Here is a 16125-nt window from a genome sequence, read left to right as displayed (position 1 = left end):
CATTCATTCGTTATTCGGACGATGAACAGACCAGTGGCTGCCGTTCCACGTCGCCTCCAGGTAATTCCCATGGGGCAGCCCTTGCGTATCCCAGAATTTATCCGCAGAGCCCCGCACCCATTTGCTTTCGAAATAGCGGATAACCCCGCCATGGCTAACCAGCGCAATCGTCTCTCCTTCGGACGTGTCCTGAAACAGCCGATTTAGCCACCTGTCTACTCTTTGACCGAAGGCATGCAGAGTTTCCCCCCCAGGAGGGGAGCAATCGAAAGGATTGCTGTACCATGCTTCAACCTGGGAACGGTTAGTCTGCACAATCTGCTCATAGGTTCGCCCATCCCACTCCCCAAAATCAAGCTCGCGAAGAGATGGTATGGCATTCGGTACGAGATTGAGCATTTGTCCCAATAATCTTGCCGTCTCCATACACCTGGCCAAGTCGCTGGAGTAGATCCGGTGAATCGCTAGATTGCTCAAGCGGCTAGCCGTTTTTTGGGCTTGCCGTTTTCCCCTGTCGTTAAGCGGGGCATCCAGATGACCCAAGTATTTTCTTTGGGCATTGGGTTCTGTTTCTCCATGGCGGATCCAAATCCATTTCACCCGAGCCACCTCCAAAACAGGAATAACAGCAAAAGACCAACCGCTTCCGTCCACTCGACCAGTGCGCCGTAAGCGTCACCCGTCAGACCTCCTAATTTCTTGCAAACCCCGACAGTAAACATCCACCCCATAAGCAAAACGACAACCAGCGAAAGCAGACCGGGAACGCCTTCCAGTAGAAGTGCCAAGCTTGCCACAAAAATAAAGCCTATCCCGATCTTCCATCGGGTTAATCCTTCCCGCATCCCTGTACCAATCCCTTGAACCGAGACATAGGGCCAATGCCATATTGCAAAAACGAGCATCAAGCGGGCTAACACCGGAACTAGCACGAGATGAAACGATAGTCCCTTTTGAATGATCTCATAGAGAAGAACGGCCTTCAGAAGAATCAGCAAAATTGCTGCGATGACACCCATCGCCCCTACTCGGCTATCCTTCATGATTCGCAGCATGTCCTCTCGCGGGCGATGGCTGCCCAGCCCATCTGCCAAGTCCATCCAACCATCCAGATGCAGCCCGCCAGTCACAAAAATCCATACGGCCAAAGTCAGCACAGCTGCAACGGGTGGCGTGAGGAGAAAGCTAAAGCTGATTGCGGCCAACCAGAGCAAGGCGCCTATAAGCAGACCAACCAAAGGGTAGTAAGGAACGCTCCTTACCCAGTCCTCCTTGGAATCGCTGAGCCGAGGAACCGGAAGGCGAGTCAGGAAAGCCACGGCATGAAAAAACGGGTTCATCCTTTTATCCTCCAGGGAATCCCCGAGATGACGGCATAGACCTCATCCGCCTCTCCTGCAACCAGCTGATTGGATTCTCCTAAGACATCCTGGAACCACCTGCCCAAACGGGACATCGCGACTCCCCCAAGTCCGACTTCACCGGTAACGACAATGACAGGGATCGGCAGACGACGGACTGAGGCTAGCCAATGAAGCAAATCTTCACGTATTTGTCGGGCAGTTTGCAGATCCCTTATCCGTTCTTCCGGCACTTCTATTAGTCGGTTGCTTATCCAGGAAGAGAGACAATCAAGTAATACCGCATCGTATTCATGGGCCTTCGGCAGCACTGCATCCAGGTGATAAGGGGATTCGACTAACCCCCATCCTGCTGGCCGGCGTTCTTGGTGCAATTCAACTCTTTGCTTCATCTCTTGATCACATGGGATCCCCGTGGCTACATACAAAATTCGGTCTCCTTGATCGCGGGCTAGCTTTTCGGCAAATTGGCTTTTCCCTGAACGAACGCCTCCCGTAACGAGGATGAGGCTCATTGGCATTCCCGCCTTTCCTGATCTGCTTCTTGGAGAGCGGAAAGAAGACGGTCATTTTCTTCCCTCGATCTCACCGCGAGACGGATATCCTGCGGAGTCAAGCCAGGATACATGGAGCAGCTGCGAATCATGATTCCTTTGCAGCCAAGCGCCCATTGCAGATCATCCGCCTTCCAATGGGCAGGGAGGCGGACAAGCAAAAAGTTGGCCTCTCCCGGCCATACCTTCCAACCTGAAAAGCCTGCTAACTCCCGGATCAGATAATTCCTCTCTTCTTTGATCAGACGGATTGTAGCCCTCTCATATTCCTGCTCCTGAAGACAAAGCTCTCCCGCCTGAAGCGCCAGACTATTAACGCTCCATGTGACCTGTTTTCCCGTCATGCCTTTTATGACCTTAGGATGGCCGAGGGCAAATCCAAGACGAAGGCCGGGTATCGCATAAAACTTTGTCATCGATCGGACTATAATCAGCCGAGGGAATTGGCCAAGGCGAGAAAGCATAGTGATCTGTCTCTCTTCGGGCAAAAAATCGATAAACGCTTCATCAATCACCAAACCCGTTCCAAATTCTTCCGTCCACTCGGCCAAACGAGTCAAGTCCTCCATGGAATAAAGAATCCCCGTCGGGTTGTTGGGGTGTCCAATAAATACAAGTTCCGTCCCTTGGAATAAAGCTCGCATCTCATCCTGATCCGGCCGAAATTGAAGCTCTTCTCTTCCGTATATGCCGACCACTTCAGACCCGAATTGCTTAGCCAACTGGGCATATTCGGAAAAACAGGGATAGACGACCCCTACCTTCTTAGGCTGAAGAGCCAAAAGGGCCAACGCCATGCACTCCGCCGCTCCATTTCCAATTATAATTTCCTGTTCATTTACGCCTAGCCTCTCAGCAAGCTTCTTCCGAAACAATCGATGAGCCGGGTCAGGGTAATGAACGATAGATAATAGATGTTCCTGAATCTGCTTGACCACCCTCTGAGGTGGACCCAGCGGATTAATGTTCGCGCTAAAATCAAGAAGCTGGGAAGGATCCTTTTGAAAGGCTGCCGCAGCCGTCATTACATCGCCGCCATGCCCAAAACGCTCGATCCAGCCCATCAGAACTCAATCCCCAAAACCGCAGGAATCCCTTCGTTATAGTAATGCTTGACCGGCTTCATCTCGGTAACCAAGTCAGCAGCATCAATCATCTCCGGTTTCGCGCTGCGCCCCGTAATGACCATATGCATCCCGTAGGGGCGTTCTTTAATCCACTCTATTACTTCATGCAAAGGAAGAACATCAGCGACGGGGAATGCAGAAATGGCCAAAGCATTGTTCAGCTCATCCAAAATGACCACATCATAGGTACCCCGCTTAACCTTCATCCTGGTAAACTCCCAGGCCTCCCTCAGGGCGTTGCGATGTTCCTCCGGTGTCTTGGTCCAGGTAAAACCTATTCCTTTTTGATAAATTTCTATTCCCAGCTTGTCCAGCACGATTTTCTCCCCATAGGTCCGCTCAGGAGACTTGATAAATTGGATGATTAAAACCTTTTTCCCTCGTCCTGCTGCTCGCAAGGCCACTCCTAACGCTGCCGTTGTTTTGCCCTTGCCGTCCCCGGTATAAACCAAAACGAGTCCGCGCTGCTTATCCGGCTTATCCATGTCTCTCCCCCTCTCGAAAAAACAAAACAAAAATTAAAGCCTTGACTCCATAGGGAACCAAGGCTGCTAAAAATCTATCGTCCTGGCCTTTTCCTTTAACCCGAAGGAAAGCACAATCCGCAAACAGGCAGGTCTCCTGGCTCATGGATCAATCGCTTTCCTCTTCCTTCCCATCTCCATAAAGACAGTGGATAACCCGAGAAAAGCTCCCCATTTACAGTGGCGGGACCGCGTTGGAATCTTGGCATCTCATCCCAGATGAGGCTGCCAATCACCATCCTTCCCTATTAACTTCATCCTTCAAGATGAAGACCTGTTTACCATCATATTCTAGTTTAGCTGTAATTATAGTGAATTTTTGCGATTTCAGCAATAGGGTTTCTAAGCTTGCGGCTGAAAAACGGCGGCTTGCTCTTGGCCCATCAAACCGATTCTCCAAACCTTCCCATTCAATTCACTTCACTCATTAAGAGTTTTCGTCCTTTTTCCATATTTAGGCGAAGAAAATAATGTGGCTTCGCACCATATGGGAGTGACCTGATTATGATATAAAACACTCTAAAAAAGTAATTCACTGTCGGGGCAACTTTAACAAAATTTTAATCTGTTAAATGAGTTCTAAACCCCCTGCTTAAAATCTATATATGATAACACGACAAAATCACCTCTTATTCGTAGGGTCAAATTTCGACGCATTATTTAGCAGCATCTTGTGAGCCGCAGATGAAAGGAGAAAATGAATGACCATTGCCAATCGGAATAAAGTTCTTCTTTTAGACATGGATGACGTAACTGTCGACCAATCCTCCACCTGGATAAAACGGATCTATGAGAAGACTGGGACTCTTTATGACCGGGAAGAATGGACAAAGTGGGATCTTTCAAGCATACTTCCACCGGAGATCATGCATATGATCTTTGAGGAAATCAATAAGGAACCGGGTTTCTTTCGGAATCTGCCGGCAAAAGAAGGCGCGATTGAAGGTATTAAGGAGCTGTCCCTCTACTACGATATTGTGTTTGTTACAGCAAGCGAGCATTATGCCTTCCAGGATAAATATCACTGGATTCGTGAAAACCTATCCTTTTTATCAAAGCCCAACCTAGTTCTCACTCATCGCAAGGATTTGATAGTAGGGGATATTATTGTAGATGACGGCCCCCATAATATTCTCAAATCCCCCGTTAAAACCAAGATTATCTTCGATCATCCATGGAATCGCCACATTTCTCAATTTCAGAGGGTCACCCACTGGGATCAGCTCGTCGATTTCCTGATTGCCAAGGCGTACATGACCTCTTCTGTATCATAAAAAAAGCTTTATTGAAGCAATTCAGAGTAGCCAGACCACCTTTAGAGGAAGCCTTTTCCCTAGCTTTACATCAAGGGGTAAACCCTCAAATTTGATAAAATGATTTTATCAAATTTAACCCGGAGGGTTGATGTAAAGCTAGGGAATTTATGCGGAATAAGGAGGATTAATCGGAGAAGCTTATTCATCCTTATTCCGTAGAACGTAAAGGCCTGACCGTGGAAGCCATATTCCATGATCAGGCCTCTATGTATCTCTTTTAGATCTTAAATTTCCCTGCCATCTTTTGAAGGTCCTCTGCCATCCTAGATAGGGAGAAGGCTGCTGATGTGATTTCTTCCATCGTTGCCAGCTGCTCTTGAACAGCCGAGGAAATCTGCTGGGTTCCTGCCGAGGAGTTCTGAGCAATGCCAGTAATGGTGTCCATTGATTCTACCACTTGTTCGCTGCTTGCGGACATTTGCTCGATGTTAGCCGAAACCTCTTCAATCGCTGCATTAAGCGCCAATAGGTTCGTTTGGGCAGCAATACCTGTAATGACCTCGAGGATTTTGCCGATTTCCTGGGATCTTTCACCGAGTCCCTTAACAACATGTGCCAAGCCATTCATTGTTTCATGGATAGAACCCATTTGCTCGGAAGCAGAAGAGATGGCTTCTGCCCCTACCTTCGCTTGCTCTAAAGTATGAGCAGACGAAGCGGATACCTTCTGAGTCGAATTGGCGATTTGAAGGATGCCTTGGGACATATCCGATAGCATTTGGGCGCTTTCCTCCATGCTTGCTACCTGCTTCTCCGCTCCTGCAGCAACTTCTTGGATCGTGGAGGCGATTTGCTGCGTCGCTTGAGAGGTTTGCTCCGCCCCTGCCGTCAGCTCTTCCGCTGAGTTGGCTACTTGCTCCGAGCTTCGTTTCACCTCTAAAATGACTTCCTTCAAATTCCCCCGACAAAACCGGTCAATAAACCTACTTCTTTAGGGAACCTGACAGGAATGACTTGGAACAGAGCCCCATTGGCTGCTCCCATAAAGATTAAAGTCACAAAAAGCAAGGACAAAGCGATGTAAACAGGAGGCAGCGTCCCTACAATAAACATCGTCATGGCTGCTCCAGCAAACAAAATGACAATCAATTTCATCCCACCGAATTTATCCGCCAAGAAACCTCCGATTGGACGAACAAAGCTTCCGGCAAACACAACCAAGGTCACGAAATCCCCCGCTCTAACTTTACTGATTCCATATTGGTCAAAGAAAAAAAGAGTCAGATAACTTGTAAGACCAACAAATCCCCCGAAGGAAAGACTGTAGAAAAAAGCGAATAACCATGGTTCTTTTTGCTTCATCACGCGCAAGTACTCAGAAAACTTCATTGGCTTTGCCGCCGTCGGACAGTCTTTGGCAAAGATGGCGAACACGATAAATGCCAAGACAAGAGGGATTAGAGCTAATCCAAAAACGGTTTGCCAATCATAAACCTGGGCAATGCGCGGTCCAAACAACATAGCAAGCACCGTTCCGCTATTGCCCGCTCCGGCAATCCCCATCGCCAATCCTTGATGTTCCTTTGGATACCAGCGGCTCGCTAAGGGTAAAGCGACTGCAAAACTTGCCCCTGCGATCCCAAGCAAAAATCCGAGGGCAAAAATTTGACTTAAGCTGTCTGCAAACAACCATCCCCAGGTCAGAGGAATCATCGTCAGGACCATCCCAATCATCCCCATTTTCTTCCCGCCAAACCGGTCCGCCAATAATCCCATGGGAATGCGCAACAAAGCACCGCCGAGAACCGGAATTCCAACCATCAAACCCTTTTGCGCAGGACTCAGCCCAAGGTCTTCTACAATAAAAGTACCTGTAGTTCCTAGAATGACCCAAATCATAAAGCTTACATCAAAATAAAGAAAGGATGCTATTAATGTGGGAGTATGCCCTGATTTGGCAAAGTCTTTCATTCTCATTTTCTACACCCCCAAAATTCTAGTTTCTTATGAAGGGTGTGCCAAAAGGCACACCTCAAAAATTTCTAGCATTTCACTTCTGCATTTTTTCTGGAATAATAGTACCACGTGATCAGCAAGCTGATGGCATAGTATCCAATGAAGAGATACAACGCTAAATTCGCTGCGCCTGTCGTCTCAATAGACCATCCGAAGATCTTCGGAATGAAGAAGGCTCCATAAGCAGCGATCGCTGCGGTAAATCCTAAAACAGGGGCTGCCTCCTTGGCCGGGAAAATGAAAGGAATCATGCGGAAGGTTGATCCGTTCGCAATTCCAGTCGTTGTAAAGAGAATCAAGAACATAATTAGGAATCCTGTAAAATTATTGCTGTTTAAGAAGTGGATAACCCCGAAAGTAGCACCGATCATAATGATGATATCCCAGAAGGTAACGAAAGCTCCGCCTAACTTATCGGACAACCATCCTCCTACAGGACGAATCACTGCACCTACCAAAGGTCCTAGAAAAGCGAGATGAATCACATTCAATTCGGCGAATTCAGATTTAATCAACAATGGGAAGGCTGCCGAGTAGCCGATAAAAGAACCAAAGCACATTGTATATAACCAAGTCATGATCCAGGTATGCTTTCTCTTGAAAATGACCGCTTGGTCTTTGAAAGATTGCTTTGCAGATTGCAGATTATCCATACCGAACATCGCTGCAATGGAAACGATGATAATCGGAATAACCCAAATGAATGCTGCATTTTGAATCCATACTTCAGAACCGTTAGCCAATTGCTGATTAACTCCGCCTACTGCGCCAAAGATTCCTGTAGTAATGACGATCGGGGTAAGGAATTGCACTGTACTAACCCCCAGGTTTCCGATACCCGCGTTAATCCCTAATGCTGCGCCCTTCGATTTCTTTGGAAAGAAGAAGCTGATATTCGCCATAGAGGAAGAGAAGTTTCCGCCTCCCAACCCGCAAAGGGCCGCTAAAATAGCCATGGTCGTAAAGCTGGTTTCCGGATTTTGCACCGCAAATCCGATACCTATCGCCGGCAATAAGAGAGATGCTGTAGAAATGACCGTCCAGTTCTTTCCCCCAAATATGCCTGGCAAGAACGTGTAGAAAATCCTTAAAGTCGCACCGGTTAGTCCCGGTAAAGCCGCCAATGTAAAGAGCTGACCTGAAGTATAGCTAAAGCCCACGTCATTTAAGCGAACAGCCACTACGGACCAGATTTGCCAAACGGCGAAAGCAAGCAATAATGCAGGAACTGAAATCCATAGATTTCTCCTTGCGTGCCTTTTCCCTTCCGCTTCCCAAAATTGCTCGTTTTCCGGATTCCAGTTGGCTCCGATCCGCCCGCCTGACTTGATCGTCGGTTTATTTCCGACAGTTCCCGTGTTCATTTTTCATTCCTCCTTCAATAGATTAGATTATTTGTTTTTTAAAACTAAATATTATTGATGATCATCGGGTTGGCCGTTACTACCTTGAACTACCTTGCTGTTCGGTATCACCTCGGCTGATATGTATATCATAAAAAACTCAATGCATTGCAGGTGTGACGAACCTCACATTTCGAATGGGATTCGATTTTTAGTCACAAACTATCTTGTACATATGTCAAGTGTGATTTTTTTCATCGCATTTTGCCGCTGGATCCGATAGGATGGAACGATCATAAAAAAAGAAATGGGGAAGAAACATGCTATCGGCTATCATTCAATTCAATCCATCCTATCCTATTGCAGAAACGCTAGTAGATCATGGCTTTAAACCGTTTGGCGGTAACTATGTGCTGGAAACCAAAGATCGAAAGTAATTGGCTCGCACCGAGCTGCAGGCGGCCCCTGGCGCCCTTACCTTCGCCTTTCCCGGTAATCTTGGCATGGAAGAATATATCGTCATCCATCAAGCTCTAAAGAACATTGTAAAGGCTGCAAACGCATCTGTAGATGATTCTAATAGCTTGCTCGGCTATCTCCCCTCAGGAGAAGGCGCCCATATTCTTACCCGCTTCGAAGCCTGGATTTCGTTTCTATTAGAGGCAAAGCATAAATCCATGAAAGGCCAAAAGGTAAGGGTCATAGAGGAGTCAGGGAGAGTCATCGGGGAAGGATTACTGATGGAGCTCGAAACAGAGGAAGACTCCTTCTTTTCCGTCAAAAAATGCACACTGGTTACCACGTTTGGCGAACAGAGCTTTTCCGGAAAGAATCTGAAGATTGAACCAACGGGGGAGTGGTAGCCTTAAGCGGCCGACATCTCGAAGGGATGATCTTAGTGCTTTCCTCGTTGATGCCAGCAGGCAAAAGTGTAGAATAAGCTCTATTCAAGCCCACTCCGCTGCTTGGCGTGATGAAATTGAAGGGATATAGCTCAGAGGTGGAAGAGGTCGGTGAGGATCACAATTAAAGCGACTTTCCGGAAGGCTAATTGAAAATGTGAGAATCAAAGAAAGCCGATGGTTTCCGCTTGGTATGTGGAGACGATCGGCTTTATTCTTTTCAAATTAAATATTTTATTGCCGTATCTGCTTCAACTCATCCATCAGCTGCCGAGTGCGTTTCGCGTTTCCTTCCGCAAAGTTCTGCAGCCTTTCCTTAAGCATAGGATCTTGATGGATTCTCTCAGCCGTAATGAGGTAAGTGCGCATGAGTTCGGTTTCCAACTCCAAGGAACTCTCCAGTATTTCTGACAAATGGTCTCCCGGGATTTGATCCCGCGATATCTTATCGCGATCATAGTCCAATTCGTGATTCACGTTTGTTCCCTCCCTCCAAGCGATACTCTTCTACATTTTTCGCTTAGAGAGAGTGCATTATTCAAGAAAATAAGGCTTTCCCATTTGCGATTCGCTGCGCGTGGGAAAGCCTTGTTTTCACTTTGAATACTCTTGCTTCCTCCACCCCAAATAGGCTAGGAAGGCAATAACTACGGAAATCAGAGCCATAATCGTAAAGGTAAATACCCTCTCAAATTCCAGTCCATAATACGCTTCTATGGTCCAATGAAGCATCGCCACATTCACCGCTAACGATACAAAGATAATAGCCCACCACATTTTTTTAGGCATCATGGCGAATCTTCCTTCCTGTCGCATAGATCACACCGTCTACCACCTCGACATCAATCATCGGAAGCTCCCGCTGAGGCGGACCTGCAACAGGGTGTCCGTTATCCACGCTGAAATAGCCTTGGTGGCAAGGACAAAGCAGGATATTTTCCTTTGCCTCATAAAACACGGGACATTGAAGATGCGTGCATTTGTTATTGTAGGCTTTTAACTCTCCCTCATGGGTGTGAACCAGAATCGCCGGCTCATGCTCGGTTGGATAATTAAAGTTTAAGGCTTCTCCCTTTGGAAGCTGGGAGAGTTCTCCGATTTTTACTCTTAGAGGATCCGCCTCCCCTTTCCCCATCATCGCTTTGATGGAGAAAGGAACAGTAGCCAATCCAAGAGCCACAGAGGCCCCCACCGCTGTTTTTAGAAACGAGCGGCGATTGTATTTCAACTCATTTTCACGTTCTATATTATCTACGAGGTTGATCATATCATCATTAGTATCCTTTTGGTTGCGGCGAAGCTTTTTTTCATCTGGCATCGCTCACCCCTCCTTTTCCGTTCTAATCCGAATAGACTCCAAAGAATTCCGGCACATAATCCCACTTGTTGCCTTCCTGAGGCTTCTTCCCTTCCACCAGGTTCATCTGGGTACGGCGGCGGCGCAGGGCCTGCATTTCATCAAAATCGATGAAGCGAATCGCATCGCTCGGACAAACGGAAGCACACATTGGTGCAATATCATGCTTCGAGCGGTCATAGCACATATCGCATTTGTACATTTTATTGGCTTCAAAATCGAATTTCGGAATCCCAAACGGACAGCCAAACGTACAGTTCCGGCAGCCAATGCATTTTTCTTCCATGGCAGAGAGAACGACACCCTCTTCCGTGATTTGAATTGCATTAGCCGGGCAAACGCGTGCACAAGCCGGGTCTTTACACTGCATGCAGAGCATCGGGTAGGTCTGTCGACTCTCCATGAAGTCCACATATTCTACATAGTTTCGCTCTTTATATTCGTGATCTCCGCATTCGCGGCATGCCGCTTGACATGAGCGGCAGCCGATGCATCGTTCAAACTCCAAGTACATGATTTTATTCACAGCCGGTTCCTCCTCTAGCTTTCTTTATACTTTTTCGATCTTCACGGCACAGACTTTAAACTCAGGCATTCTAGACGTTGGATCTAACGCCGGATTCGTCAGTTGGTTGACAGCCAGCTCCTTGCCCCAGTGATATGGCACAAATACGGTATCATTGCGAATCGCTTTGGTTAAACGAACATCTAATGTCATATGAGAACGTGGAGTGGTCAGCTTGACTTTATCTCCGTTGCGCAAATTATATTGGCTTGCTAGTTCCGGGTGCATCTCTACATAAGGGAGCGGGCACTGCTCCATAAGGAAGTCGACGCGACGCGTCTGATTTCCGGACAAATAGTGGAATACCACGCGACCAGTGGTCAAAATATGAGGATACTGCGCACTAGGGATTTCCCCGGGCTCTTGCCAGTCCACAACCGCCAAGTTCGCTTTGCCGTCCGGCGTACCGAACTTTTCTTTAAACATGGTTGGCGTTCCAGGATGATCCTCGGATGGACATGGCCAGAATACACCGTCTTCCTTATCGATCCGTTCCCACGTTATACCGTAGTAATCCGCCTTTCCGCCTTTCGTGGCCACACGGAATTCTTCAAAAATTTGTTTTGCATTTTCATAGGGGAAGAACTGGCCTTTCCCCAAACGTCGAGCAATCGCCTGCATGATTCCCCAATCCGGTAAAGACTCGCCCAGTGGCTCTCTAATTTTTCGGATGCGGACCACGCGGCCCTCCAGGTTCGTGGTTGTCCCCTCATCCTCTGCCCATGAAGTTGCCGGCAGTACAACATCTGCGAACTCAGCGGTTTCGGATAAGAATAAATCGCTCACGACCATGAAATCCAGCTTGCGGAAAGCACTCCATACATGTTCCGTATTCGGTGCAGAAACAGCCGGGTTGCTGCAGATCACGTGCATGGCACGTATATTGCCGGCATGGATCTGATCAAACATTTCGTAAGCAGATACCCCTGGCTTCGGCATATCCTTCGGATCCATTCCCCAAACTTCGGAAATGTACTGAACCGCTTCTGGATCGGTAATTTTGCGATAGCCTGGAAGAAGATCCGATTTTTGTCCGTGCTCGCGTCCGCCTTGGCCGTTTCCTTGTCCAGTAAATGTCGCTACCCCGGAAGCAAACTTTCCGATTTGCCCGCGAAGCAATGCCATGGAAGTGTACAAGGATACGTTATCGACCCCTTTGGACTGCTGCTCTGCTCCCCGTGCAAACATCACGACAGAGCGCGGAGATTGCCCGTATATATGTGCTGCCTTAATTATTTTATTCATATCAATGCCTGTAATTTTGGAAGTGTATTCCGGCGTAAACTTCTCAACCGCTTTTTTCAGCTCTGCATAGTTATTGCAGCGGTTAGCCACATACTCTTCATCTACGTAGCCATCCATGATCAAAATGCGCATGATCCCATTCGCTAAAGCAGAATCCGTTCCTGGCTTCAAGTCCAAATGAACGTCGGCAATGCGTGCCGTTGGAGTTTCCCGCGGATCCACTACGATCATTTTGGCTCCCTTGTCTTTTGCTCTCCACAACCATTGAATGCTCGTAGGATGACATTCAGCCGTGTTGGAACCCGCAATGAAGAAGCAATCCGTATGCTCAAGCTCTGGCCAAGGCAAGGTAGAACCACGGTCCATTCCTAGGGTCTTTAGAAATCCGCCCGCTGCGGAACTCATGCAGAATCGTCCGTTATAGTCGATGAAGCGAGTACCCAATACGGCACGTGCATACTTCCCTACGAGGTAGCACTTTTCATTGGTCATGGACACGCCCCCAAATACAGACAAGGCATCTTTTCCGTATTGCTGCTGCAGCCCCTGAAACTTTTCCGCAATCAGGTCGAGCGCCTCTTCCCAGCTGGATTCCACAAATGTTCCGTTTTTCTTGATCAAAGGACGCAAGATCCGATCCTTATGCTCGATCGTCTGATACGCTGTAACCCCTTTCGGGCACATTTTTCCATTCGTCACCGGCCAATCATAGCGCGGCTCCACCCCAACGACCTTCCCTGTCTTTTCCTCTACTCGGATATGCATCCCGCACTGCATGCCGCAATAGGCGCAATGGGTAGTAATCAGCTTTTCTCCTGGCTTATGAAGATTCTTCACCCAGTCTTTGGTTACAAATTGATTCATTTTGTTTCCCCCCCATTATTTTCCTGATACTTTTTTCTCTTTTTTCTGCGGCAAGTTATAGAAATCATCGGAACGCTTTTTTCCGAAGCCAGAAATGTGAATATCGTTCATTGTCCGAATCGGACCATAAGGATTCCCTTGCGGGGCTTCCATGTTCATTTGCTTCATTACGCGGATTCGTCTGCGGCAAGGCTGGCAGTAATCGGCCAAATACGTACCATCCGCCATTTTCAAGTCAAAGCTTTGTGCTGCCAGAATTTCCTTCACATCAGAAATCTGGTCATCATTGCTATAATTCGTTCCGCACTTCTTACAGGCTCTTGCATCCACTTTGACAACCTCCTGATAGTTCATCGGTACCGCTGTCGCTAATGGGCGAATCGGCAAATGGAACAGCTTTCCGAATGGGAAGTAAACAAGGAAGATGACTACCGTGATTTGATGAACTACAGTTAGGTATTGGTGCATCCAACCGCCTAAGAATTTGTAGGATACGGTTAGAACCAAGCCAGTCATCGTTACAGCAAGCAATAAATAAAGGGGAAATAAATCATACTCGGCGCGCTGCGTCACCTTCACATCTTTTTCCTTGATTCGTCTAACAATAGCCATAATTACGCCTACCATCACCATAATGGCGGTGATATTCAAGCCGTTATATACCAGCTCAGCGAATAATCCGTTAGCAGCCATTTTGATCGTTGGTACACCCATCACAATAATCTGATAGGTTAATGGGTCAACCAGCGAAAAATGAAACCATCCGAAGGTAAGGCCAAAGGTAATGGCCAGTGATCCCAGACACCCCCAGGCAATGAGGAAATGCTGGATTCCCCTGTAGATTCCACGCTTAAAGATGAACTTTTGCAAGATAATATTGTCTATGGCCGTTTTCGCTATCGAGCGGATGTTGCGTCCTGCACGATCGGAAGTTTTTAAATTTCGTATAGACCGCGCGACCATCTGTCGAGTGGCCGGACGAATCAACCAGGAGCTCATCCGGACCGTAATGCCAATGGCGAAGATAAAAGAAGAAATCATATACCCTAAAAGAGCCATATCAATATGGGTAAAATTTTTTGTTGCAATCACCATCGTGCCAAACAAAATCAGAGTAACAAAGAAGGCGTACATACTTGTTTTTGAATAAAAGGACCGTTCAAAGGACTTCATGTTTCCTTTCTCCTTTTCTATAGTTTCATTTCGTTTTGGGCCTCATCAACGAATGCTTCGTAAGGTTATTGTAGACTGAACAAGATTTAAGCTCTGTGAATTAAGTCACAGGTTGAAGTGACAAACTTTTGAACAAAGACCATCTATTGTCTTTTTGACGTGTGATAAAGTTCACAGGCAAACCTTCGTCATCCTTCTAAGATAAGAGTAATTAGAAATAAGGAGTTGTGACATAAGCATGCTTAATGGAGAAATCATTGCTGTTACGAGCGGCAAGGGAGGCGTGGGCAAATCTACTGTCTCCGTTAATTTAGCTCTTTCCTTAGCTAGGTTGGGGAAAAACGTAGCTTTAATTGACCTGGACATCTACGGATTCAGCGTCCCGAAAATTCTTAATATTGCCTCTAAGCCTAAGACCATGAACGGAAAGATCATTCCCGTGGAGTCGCATGGCGTCAAAGTCATGTCTATGGGGTTTCTCGTTAAGGGAAATGACCCGATTGTCTGGAGAGGCCCGATGCTCGGTAAAATCGTGGAGAACTTTACGAAGGATGTCATCTGGGGTGAACTGGACTATGCCGTTCTTGACCTTCCGCCAGGAACAGGGGATGTGGCCTTGGACCTTCATCACTTCATCCCCCAGAGCAAAGAGATTCTTGTTACGACACCGCATCCGACAGCGACGCATGTGGCTGAACGGGCGGGAACAATGGCTCTAAAGACAAAGCACGAAATCCTTGGCGTGGTGGAAAACATGAGTTACTTTTCCCCTCCTCATAGCGAGGAAAAATATTACTTGTTTGGAAAAGGCGGCGGGAATCAGCTAGCAGAAGAGCTTCATACTGAAGTCATTTCCCGTTTGCCGATGGAACCGCCAAGAGAAGGCAGTGATACGCCATCGGTTTATGAGCCGGGAAGTGTCTTATACGATCGCTACATGGATCTGGCTCGAAAAATTGATCAGTCAAGTGAACAAAAGTGACCCTCAGTTATCCTGCAGGGTCTTTTTCTTTATATCGTATTGATGTCATAAAGGTGTCACACCTCCTCGCAAACGATGAGGCATATAATAAAACATAGTAGGTTCTTGGCATTTCAAACATATCAAAGGTGATAAGCAAATGAAATGTTCGGCGAAGACGAAAAAAGATACACTTTCCGTGGAGTTAAAAGAGCTTCTGGATTCAGCAGAACACACGCTGAAAACAAGAAAAGGAACATACCTGTTTCAGGAGGGACGGGAAGCCAAAGAGCTTTATCTCATTCGATCCGGCAGGATTCAAATCAGCAAGATTACGCCGGATGGACGAGAGCTTACGTTAAGAATTTGTTCAAAGGATGACATTGTCGGGGAACTGACCCTTTTTACGGATCATGCGAAATATCTCCTGAATGCCAAAGTGCTGGAGAATGGAGAAGTCGCTGTCATCAATAAGGAGGATCTGGAGCAAAAGCTCTTTGAAAATCCCGCTCTGGCCTTTGAGTTCATGAAATGGATGAGTGACCATTTTCGCCGCACCCAAACCAAATTGCACGACTTGGTCCTCCATGGGAAAAAGGGAGCTCTGTTTTCTACGCTTATCCGGATGAGCAACAGCTATGGCGTGCAAAGCGAAAAAGGGATTTTAATTGATATCCCCTTAACGAATCATGAGCTAGGCAATTTCTGCGGAATTTCACGCGAGACCGTGAACCGAATGTTGAGCGAGCTGCGCAGCAAGGAGATTCTCTCGGTTCATAAAGGACGTATCCTGATTCATGACCTCAATTTCCTCAAACAGGAGATTAACTGCGAAGAATGCCCCATTGTCACCTGCAATATCGAATAGAGCTGAGGA

General features: G+C 47.1%; 17 protein-coding genes, 1 pseudogene and 1 riboswitch. Of the genes and pseudogenes, 4 read left to right on the top strand and 14 right to left on the bottom strand.

Annotation, left to right across the window (positions count from 1 at the left end; translation table 11 throughout):
- Positions 1-3: 3 nt before the first annotated feature.
- Genes ABLT31_RS24760 through cobO form a run of 5 tightly spaced genes read right to left on the bottom strand, consistent with a single transcriptional unit; the run spans position 4 to position 3527 of the window.
- Entirely contained in the window at positions 4-600 is a 597-nt protein-coding gene (locus ABLT31_RS24760; RefSeq protein WP_367756804.1) for a histidine phosphatase family protein, read from the bottom strand.
- Positions 597-1340, bottom strand: coding sequence for an adenosylcobinamide-GDP ribazoletransferase (cobS, locus tag ABLT31_RS24755; protein ID WP_367756802.1), 744 nt, complete (start codon positions 1338-1340; stop codon positions 597-599). Before cobS ends, ABLT31_RS24760 begins: the two co-directional genes overlap by 4 nt.
- Positions 1337-1876, bottom strand: a complete 540-nt coding sequence (gene cobU / locus ABLT31_RS24750) for a bifunctional adenosylcobinamide kinase/adenosylcobinamide-phosphate guanylyltransferase (RefSeq protein ID WP_367756800.1) — start codon at positions 1874-1876, stop codon at positions 1337-1339. The genes cobS and cobU overlap by 4 nt, the downstream gene beginning before the upstream one ends.
- Positions 1873-2979: a threonine-phosphate decarboxylase CobD gene (cobD, locus tag ABLT31_RS24745; protein ID WP_367756798.1), complete on the bottom strand. Its 1107-nt coding sequence runs from the start codon at positions 2977-2979 to the stop codon at positions 1873-1875. Before cobD ends, cobU begins: the two co-directional genes overlap by 4 nt.
- Positions 2979-3527, bottom strand: coding sequence for a cob(I)yrinic acid a,c-diamide adenosyltransferase (gene cobO / locus ABLT31_RS24740; protein WP_367756795.1), 549 nt, complete (start codon positions 3525-3527; stop codon positions 2979-2981). The genes cobD and cobO overlap by 1 nt, the downstream gene beginning before the upstream one ends.
- A gap of 109 nt (positions 3528-3636) precedes the next feature.
- Positions 3637-3859, bottom strand: a riboswitch (cobalamin riboswitch).
- Between the two features lie 408 nt (positions 3860-4267).
- On the opposite strand from cobO, the gene ABLT31_RS24735 reads away from it, so the two are divergent.
- On the top strand, positions 4268-4840 hold the full coding sequence (locus ABLT31_RS24735; protein WP_367756793.1) for a 5' nucleotidase, NT5C type: 573 nt from the start codon (positions 4268-4270) through the stop codon (positions 4838-4840).
- Between the two features lie 259 nt (positions 4841-5099).
- On the opposite strand, the gene ABLT31_RS24730 is transcribed toward ABLT31_RS24735, so the two are convergent.
- The 3 genes from ABLT31_RS24730 to ABLT31_RS24720 form a co-directional block, all read right to left on the bottom strand.
- Positions 5100-5777, bottom strand: a complete 678-nt coding sequence (locus ABLT31_RS24730; RefSeq protein WP_367756791.1) for a methyl-accepting chemotaxis protein — start codon at positions 5775-5777, stop codon at positions 5100-5102.
- Complete coding sequence (locus ABLT31_RS24725; RefSeq protein WP_367756789.1) at positions 5774-6799, bottom strand: nitrate/nitrite transporter; 1026 nt, start codon at positions 6797-6799, stop codon at positions 5774-5776. The genes ABLT31_RS24730 and ABLT31_RS24725 overlap by 4 nt, the downstream gene beginning before the upstream one ends.
- 65 nt (positions 6800-6864) lie before the next feature.
- On the bottom strand, positions 6865-8202 hold the full coding sequence (locus ABLT31_RS24720) for an MFS transporter (RefSeq protein ID WP_367756787.1): 1338 nt from the start codon (positions 8200-8202) through the stop codon (positions 6865-6867).
- Positions 8203-8618: 416 nt separating this feature from the next.
- Between ABLT31_RS24720 and ABLT31_RS24715 the strand changes: the two genes are divergently transcribed.
- Positions 8619-9044 carry a hypothetical protein gene (locus ABLT31_RS24715; protein WP_367756785.1) on the top strand — a complete coding sequence of 142 codons (426 nt, stop codon included), beginning with the start codon at positions 8619-8621 and terminating at the stop codon, positions 9042-9044.
- 273 nt (positions 9045-9317) lie between these two features.
- Here the strand turns inward: ABLT31_RS24715 and ABLT31_RS24710 are convergent, their stop codons facing one another.
- The 6 genes from ABLT31_RS24710 to ABLT31_RS24685 all read right to left on the bottom strand — a co-directional run bounded on the left by ABLT31_RS24710 (position 9318) and on the right by ABLT31_RS24685 (position 14287).
- Positions 9318-9560 carry a hypothetical protein gene (locus ABLT31_RS24710; RefSeq protein ID WP_367756783.1) on the bottom strand — a complete coding sequence of 81 codons (243 nt, stop codon included), beginning with the start codon at positions 9558-9560 and terminating at the stop codon, positions 9318-9320.
- Between the two features lie 117 nt (positions 9561-9677).
- Entirely contained in the window at positions 9678-9875 is a 198-nt protein-coding gene (locus ABLT31_RS24705; RefSeq protein ID WP_367756781.1) for a hypothetical protein, read from the bottom strand.
- On the bottom strand, positions 9865-10401 hold the full coding sequence (locus tag ABLT31_RS24700) for a QcrA and Rieske domain-containing protein (protein ID WP_367756779.1): 537 nt from the start codon (positions 10399-10401) through the stop codon (positions 9865-9867). The genes ABLT31_RS24705 and ABLT31_RS24700 overlap by 11 nt, the downstream gene beginning before the upstream one ends.
- A 22-nt stretch (positions 10402-10423) precedes the next feature.
- The gene (locus ABLT31_RS24695) at positions 10424-10966 is read right to left on the bottom strand and encodes a 4Fe-4S dicluster domain-containing protein (RefSeq protein WP_367756777.1); all 543 of its coding nucleotides are present in this window, start codon (positions 10964-10966) and stop codon (positions 10424-10426) included.
- Positions 10967-10990: 24 nt separating this feature from the next.
- Positions 10991-13114: a formate dehydrogenase subunit alpha gene (gene fdhF, locus ABLT31_RS24690; RefSeq protein ID WP_367756775.1), complete on the bottom strand. Its 2124-nt coding sequence runs from the start codon at positions 13112-13114 to the stop codon at positions 10991-10993.
- Between the two features lie 15 nt (positions 13115-13129).
- On the bottom strand, positions 13130-14287 hold the full coding sequence (locus tag ABLT31_RS24685; protein WP_367756773.1) for an MFS transporter: 1158 nt from the start codon (positions 14285-14287) through the stop codon (positions 13130-13132).
- A gap of 256 nt (positions 14288-14543) precedes the next feature.
- Between ABLT31_RS24685 and ABLT31_RS24680 the strand changes: the two are divergent.
- Both ABLT31_RS24680 and ABLT31_RS24675 read left to right on the top strand, forming a co-directional pair.
- Positions 14544-15269 (top strand): annotated as a pseudogene (locus ABLT31_RS24680) (Mrp/NBP35 family ATP-binding protein); the annotation flags it as partial.
- A 139-nt stretch (positions 15270-15408) separates the two neighbouring features.
- Positions 15409-16116 (top strand): Crp/Fnr family transcriptional regulator, encoded by a 708-nt coding sequence (locus ABLT31_RS24675; RefSeq protein WP_367756769.1) that lies wholly within the window; start codon positions 15409-15411, stop codon positions 16114-16116.
- Positions 16117-16125: the final 9 nt, after the last annotated feature.

The sequence above is a fragment of the Ammoniphilus soli genome (assembly GCF_040813775.1).
This window is presented reverse-complemented; position numbering and strand designations above follow the sequence as displayed.

Bases quoted from the DNA above. Each gene is read 5' to 3' on its own strand.
- cobS (WP_367756802.1), bottom strand. From the start codon at position 1,340: ATGAACCCGTTTTTTCATGCCGTGGCTTTCCTGACTCGCCTTCCGGTT.
- cobU (WP_367756800.1), bottom strand. From the start codon at position 1,876: ATGAGCCTCATCCTCGTTACGGGAGGCGTTCGTTCAGGGAAAAGCCAA.
- cobD (WP_367756798.1), bottom strand. From the start codon at position 2,979: ATGGGCTGGATCGAGCGTTTTGGGCATGGCGGCGATGTAATGACGGCT.
- cobO (WP_367756795.1), bottom strand. From the start codon at position 3,527: ATGGATAAGCCGGATAAGCAGCGCGGACTCGTTTTGGTTTATACCGGG.
- ABLT31_RS24735 (WP_367756793.1), top strand. From the start codon at position 4,268: ATGACCATTGCCAATCGGAATAAAGTTCTTCTTTTAGACATGGATGAC.
- ABLT31_RS24725 (WP_367756789.1), bottom strand. From the start codon at position 6,799: ATGAGAATGAAAGACTTTGCCAAATCAGGGCATACTCCCACATTAATA.
- ABLT31_RS24720 (WP_367756787.1), bottom strand. From the start codon at position 8,202: ATGAACACGGGAACTGTCGGAAATAAACCGACGATCAAGTCAGGCGGG.
- ABLT31_RS24705 (WP_367756781.1), bottom strand. From the start codon at position 9,875: ATGATGCCTAAAAAAATGTGGTGGGCTATTATCTTTGTATCGTTAGCG.
- ABLT31_RS24700 (WP_367756779.1), bottom strand. From the start codon at position 10,401: ATGCCAGATGAAAAAAAGCTTCGCCGCAACCAAAAGGATACTAATGAT.
- fdhF (WP_367756775.1), bottom strand. From the start codon at position 13,114: ATGAATCAATTTGTAACCAAAGACTGGGTGAAGAATCTTCATAAGCCA.
- ABLT31_RS24685 (WP_367756773.1), bottom strand. From the start codon at position 14,287: ATGAAGTCCTTTGAACGGTCCTTTTATTCAAAAACAAGTATGTACGCC.
- ABLT31_RS24675 (WP_367756769.1), top strand. From the start codon at position 15,409: ATGAAATGTTCGGCGAAGACGAAAAAAGATACACTTTCCGTGGAGTTA.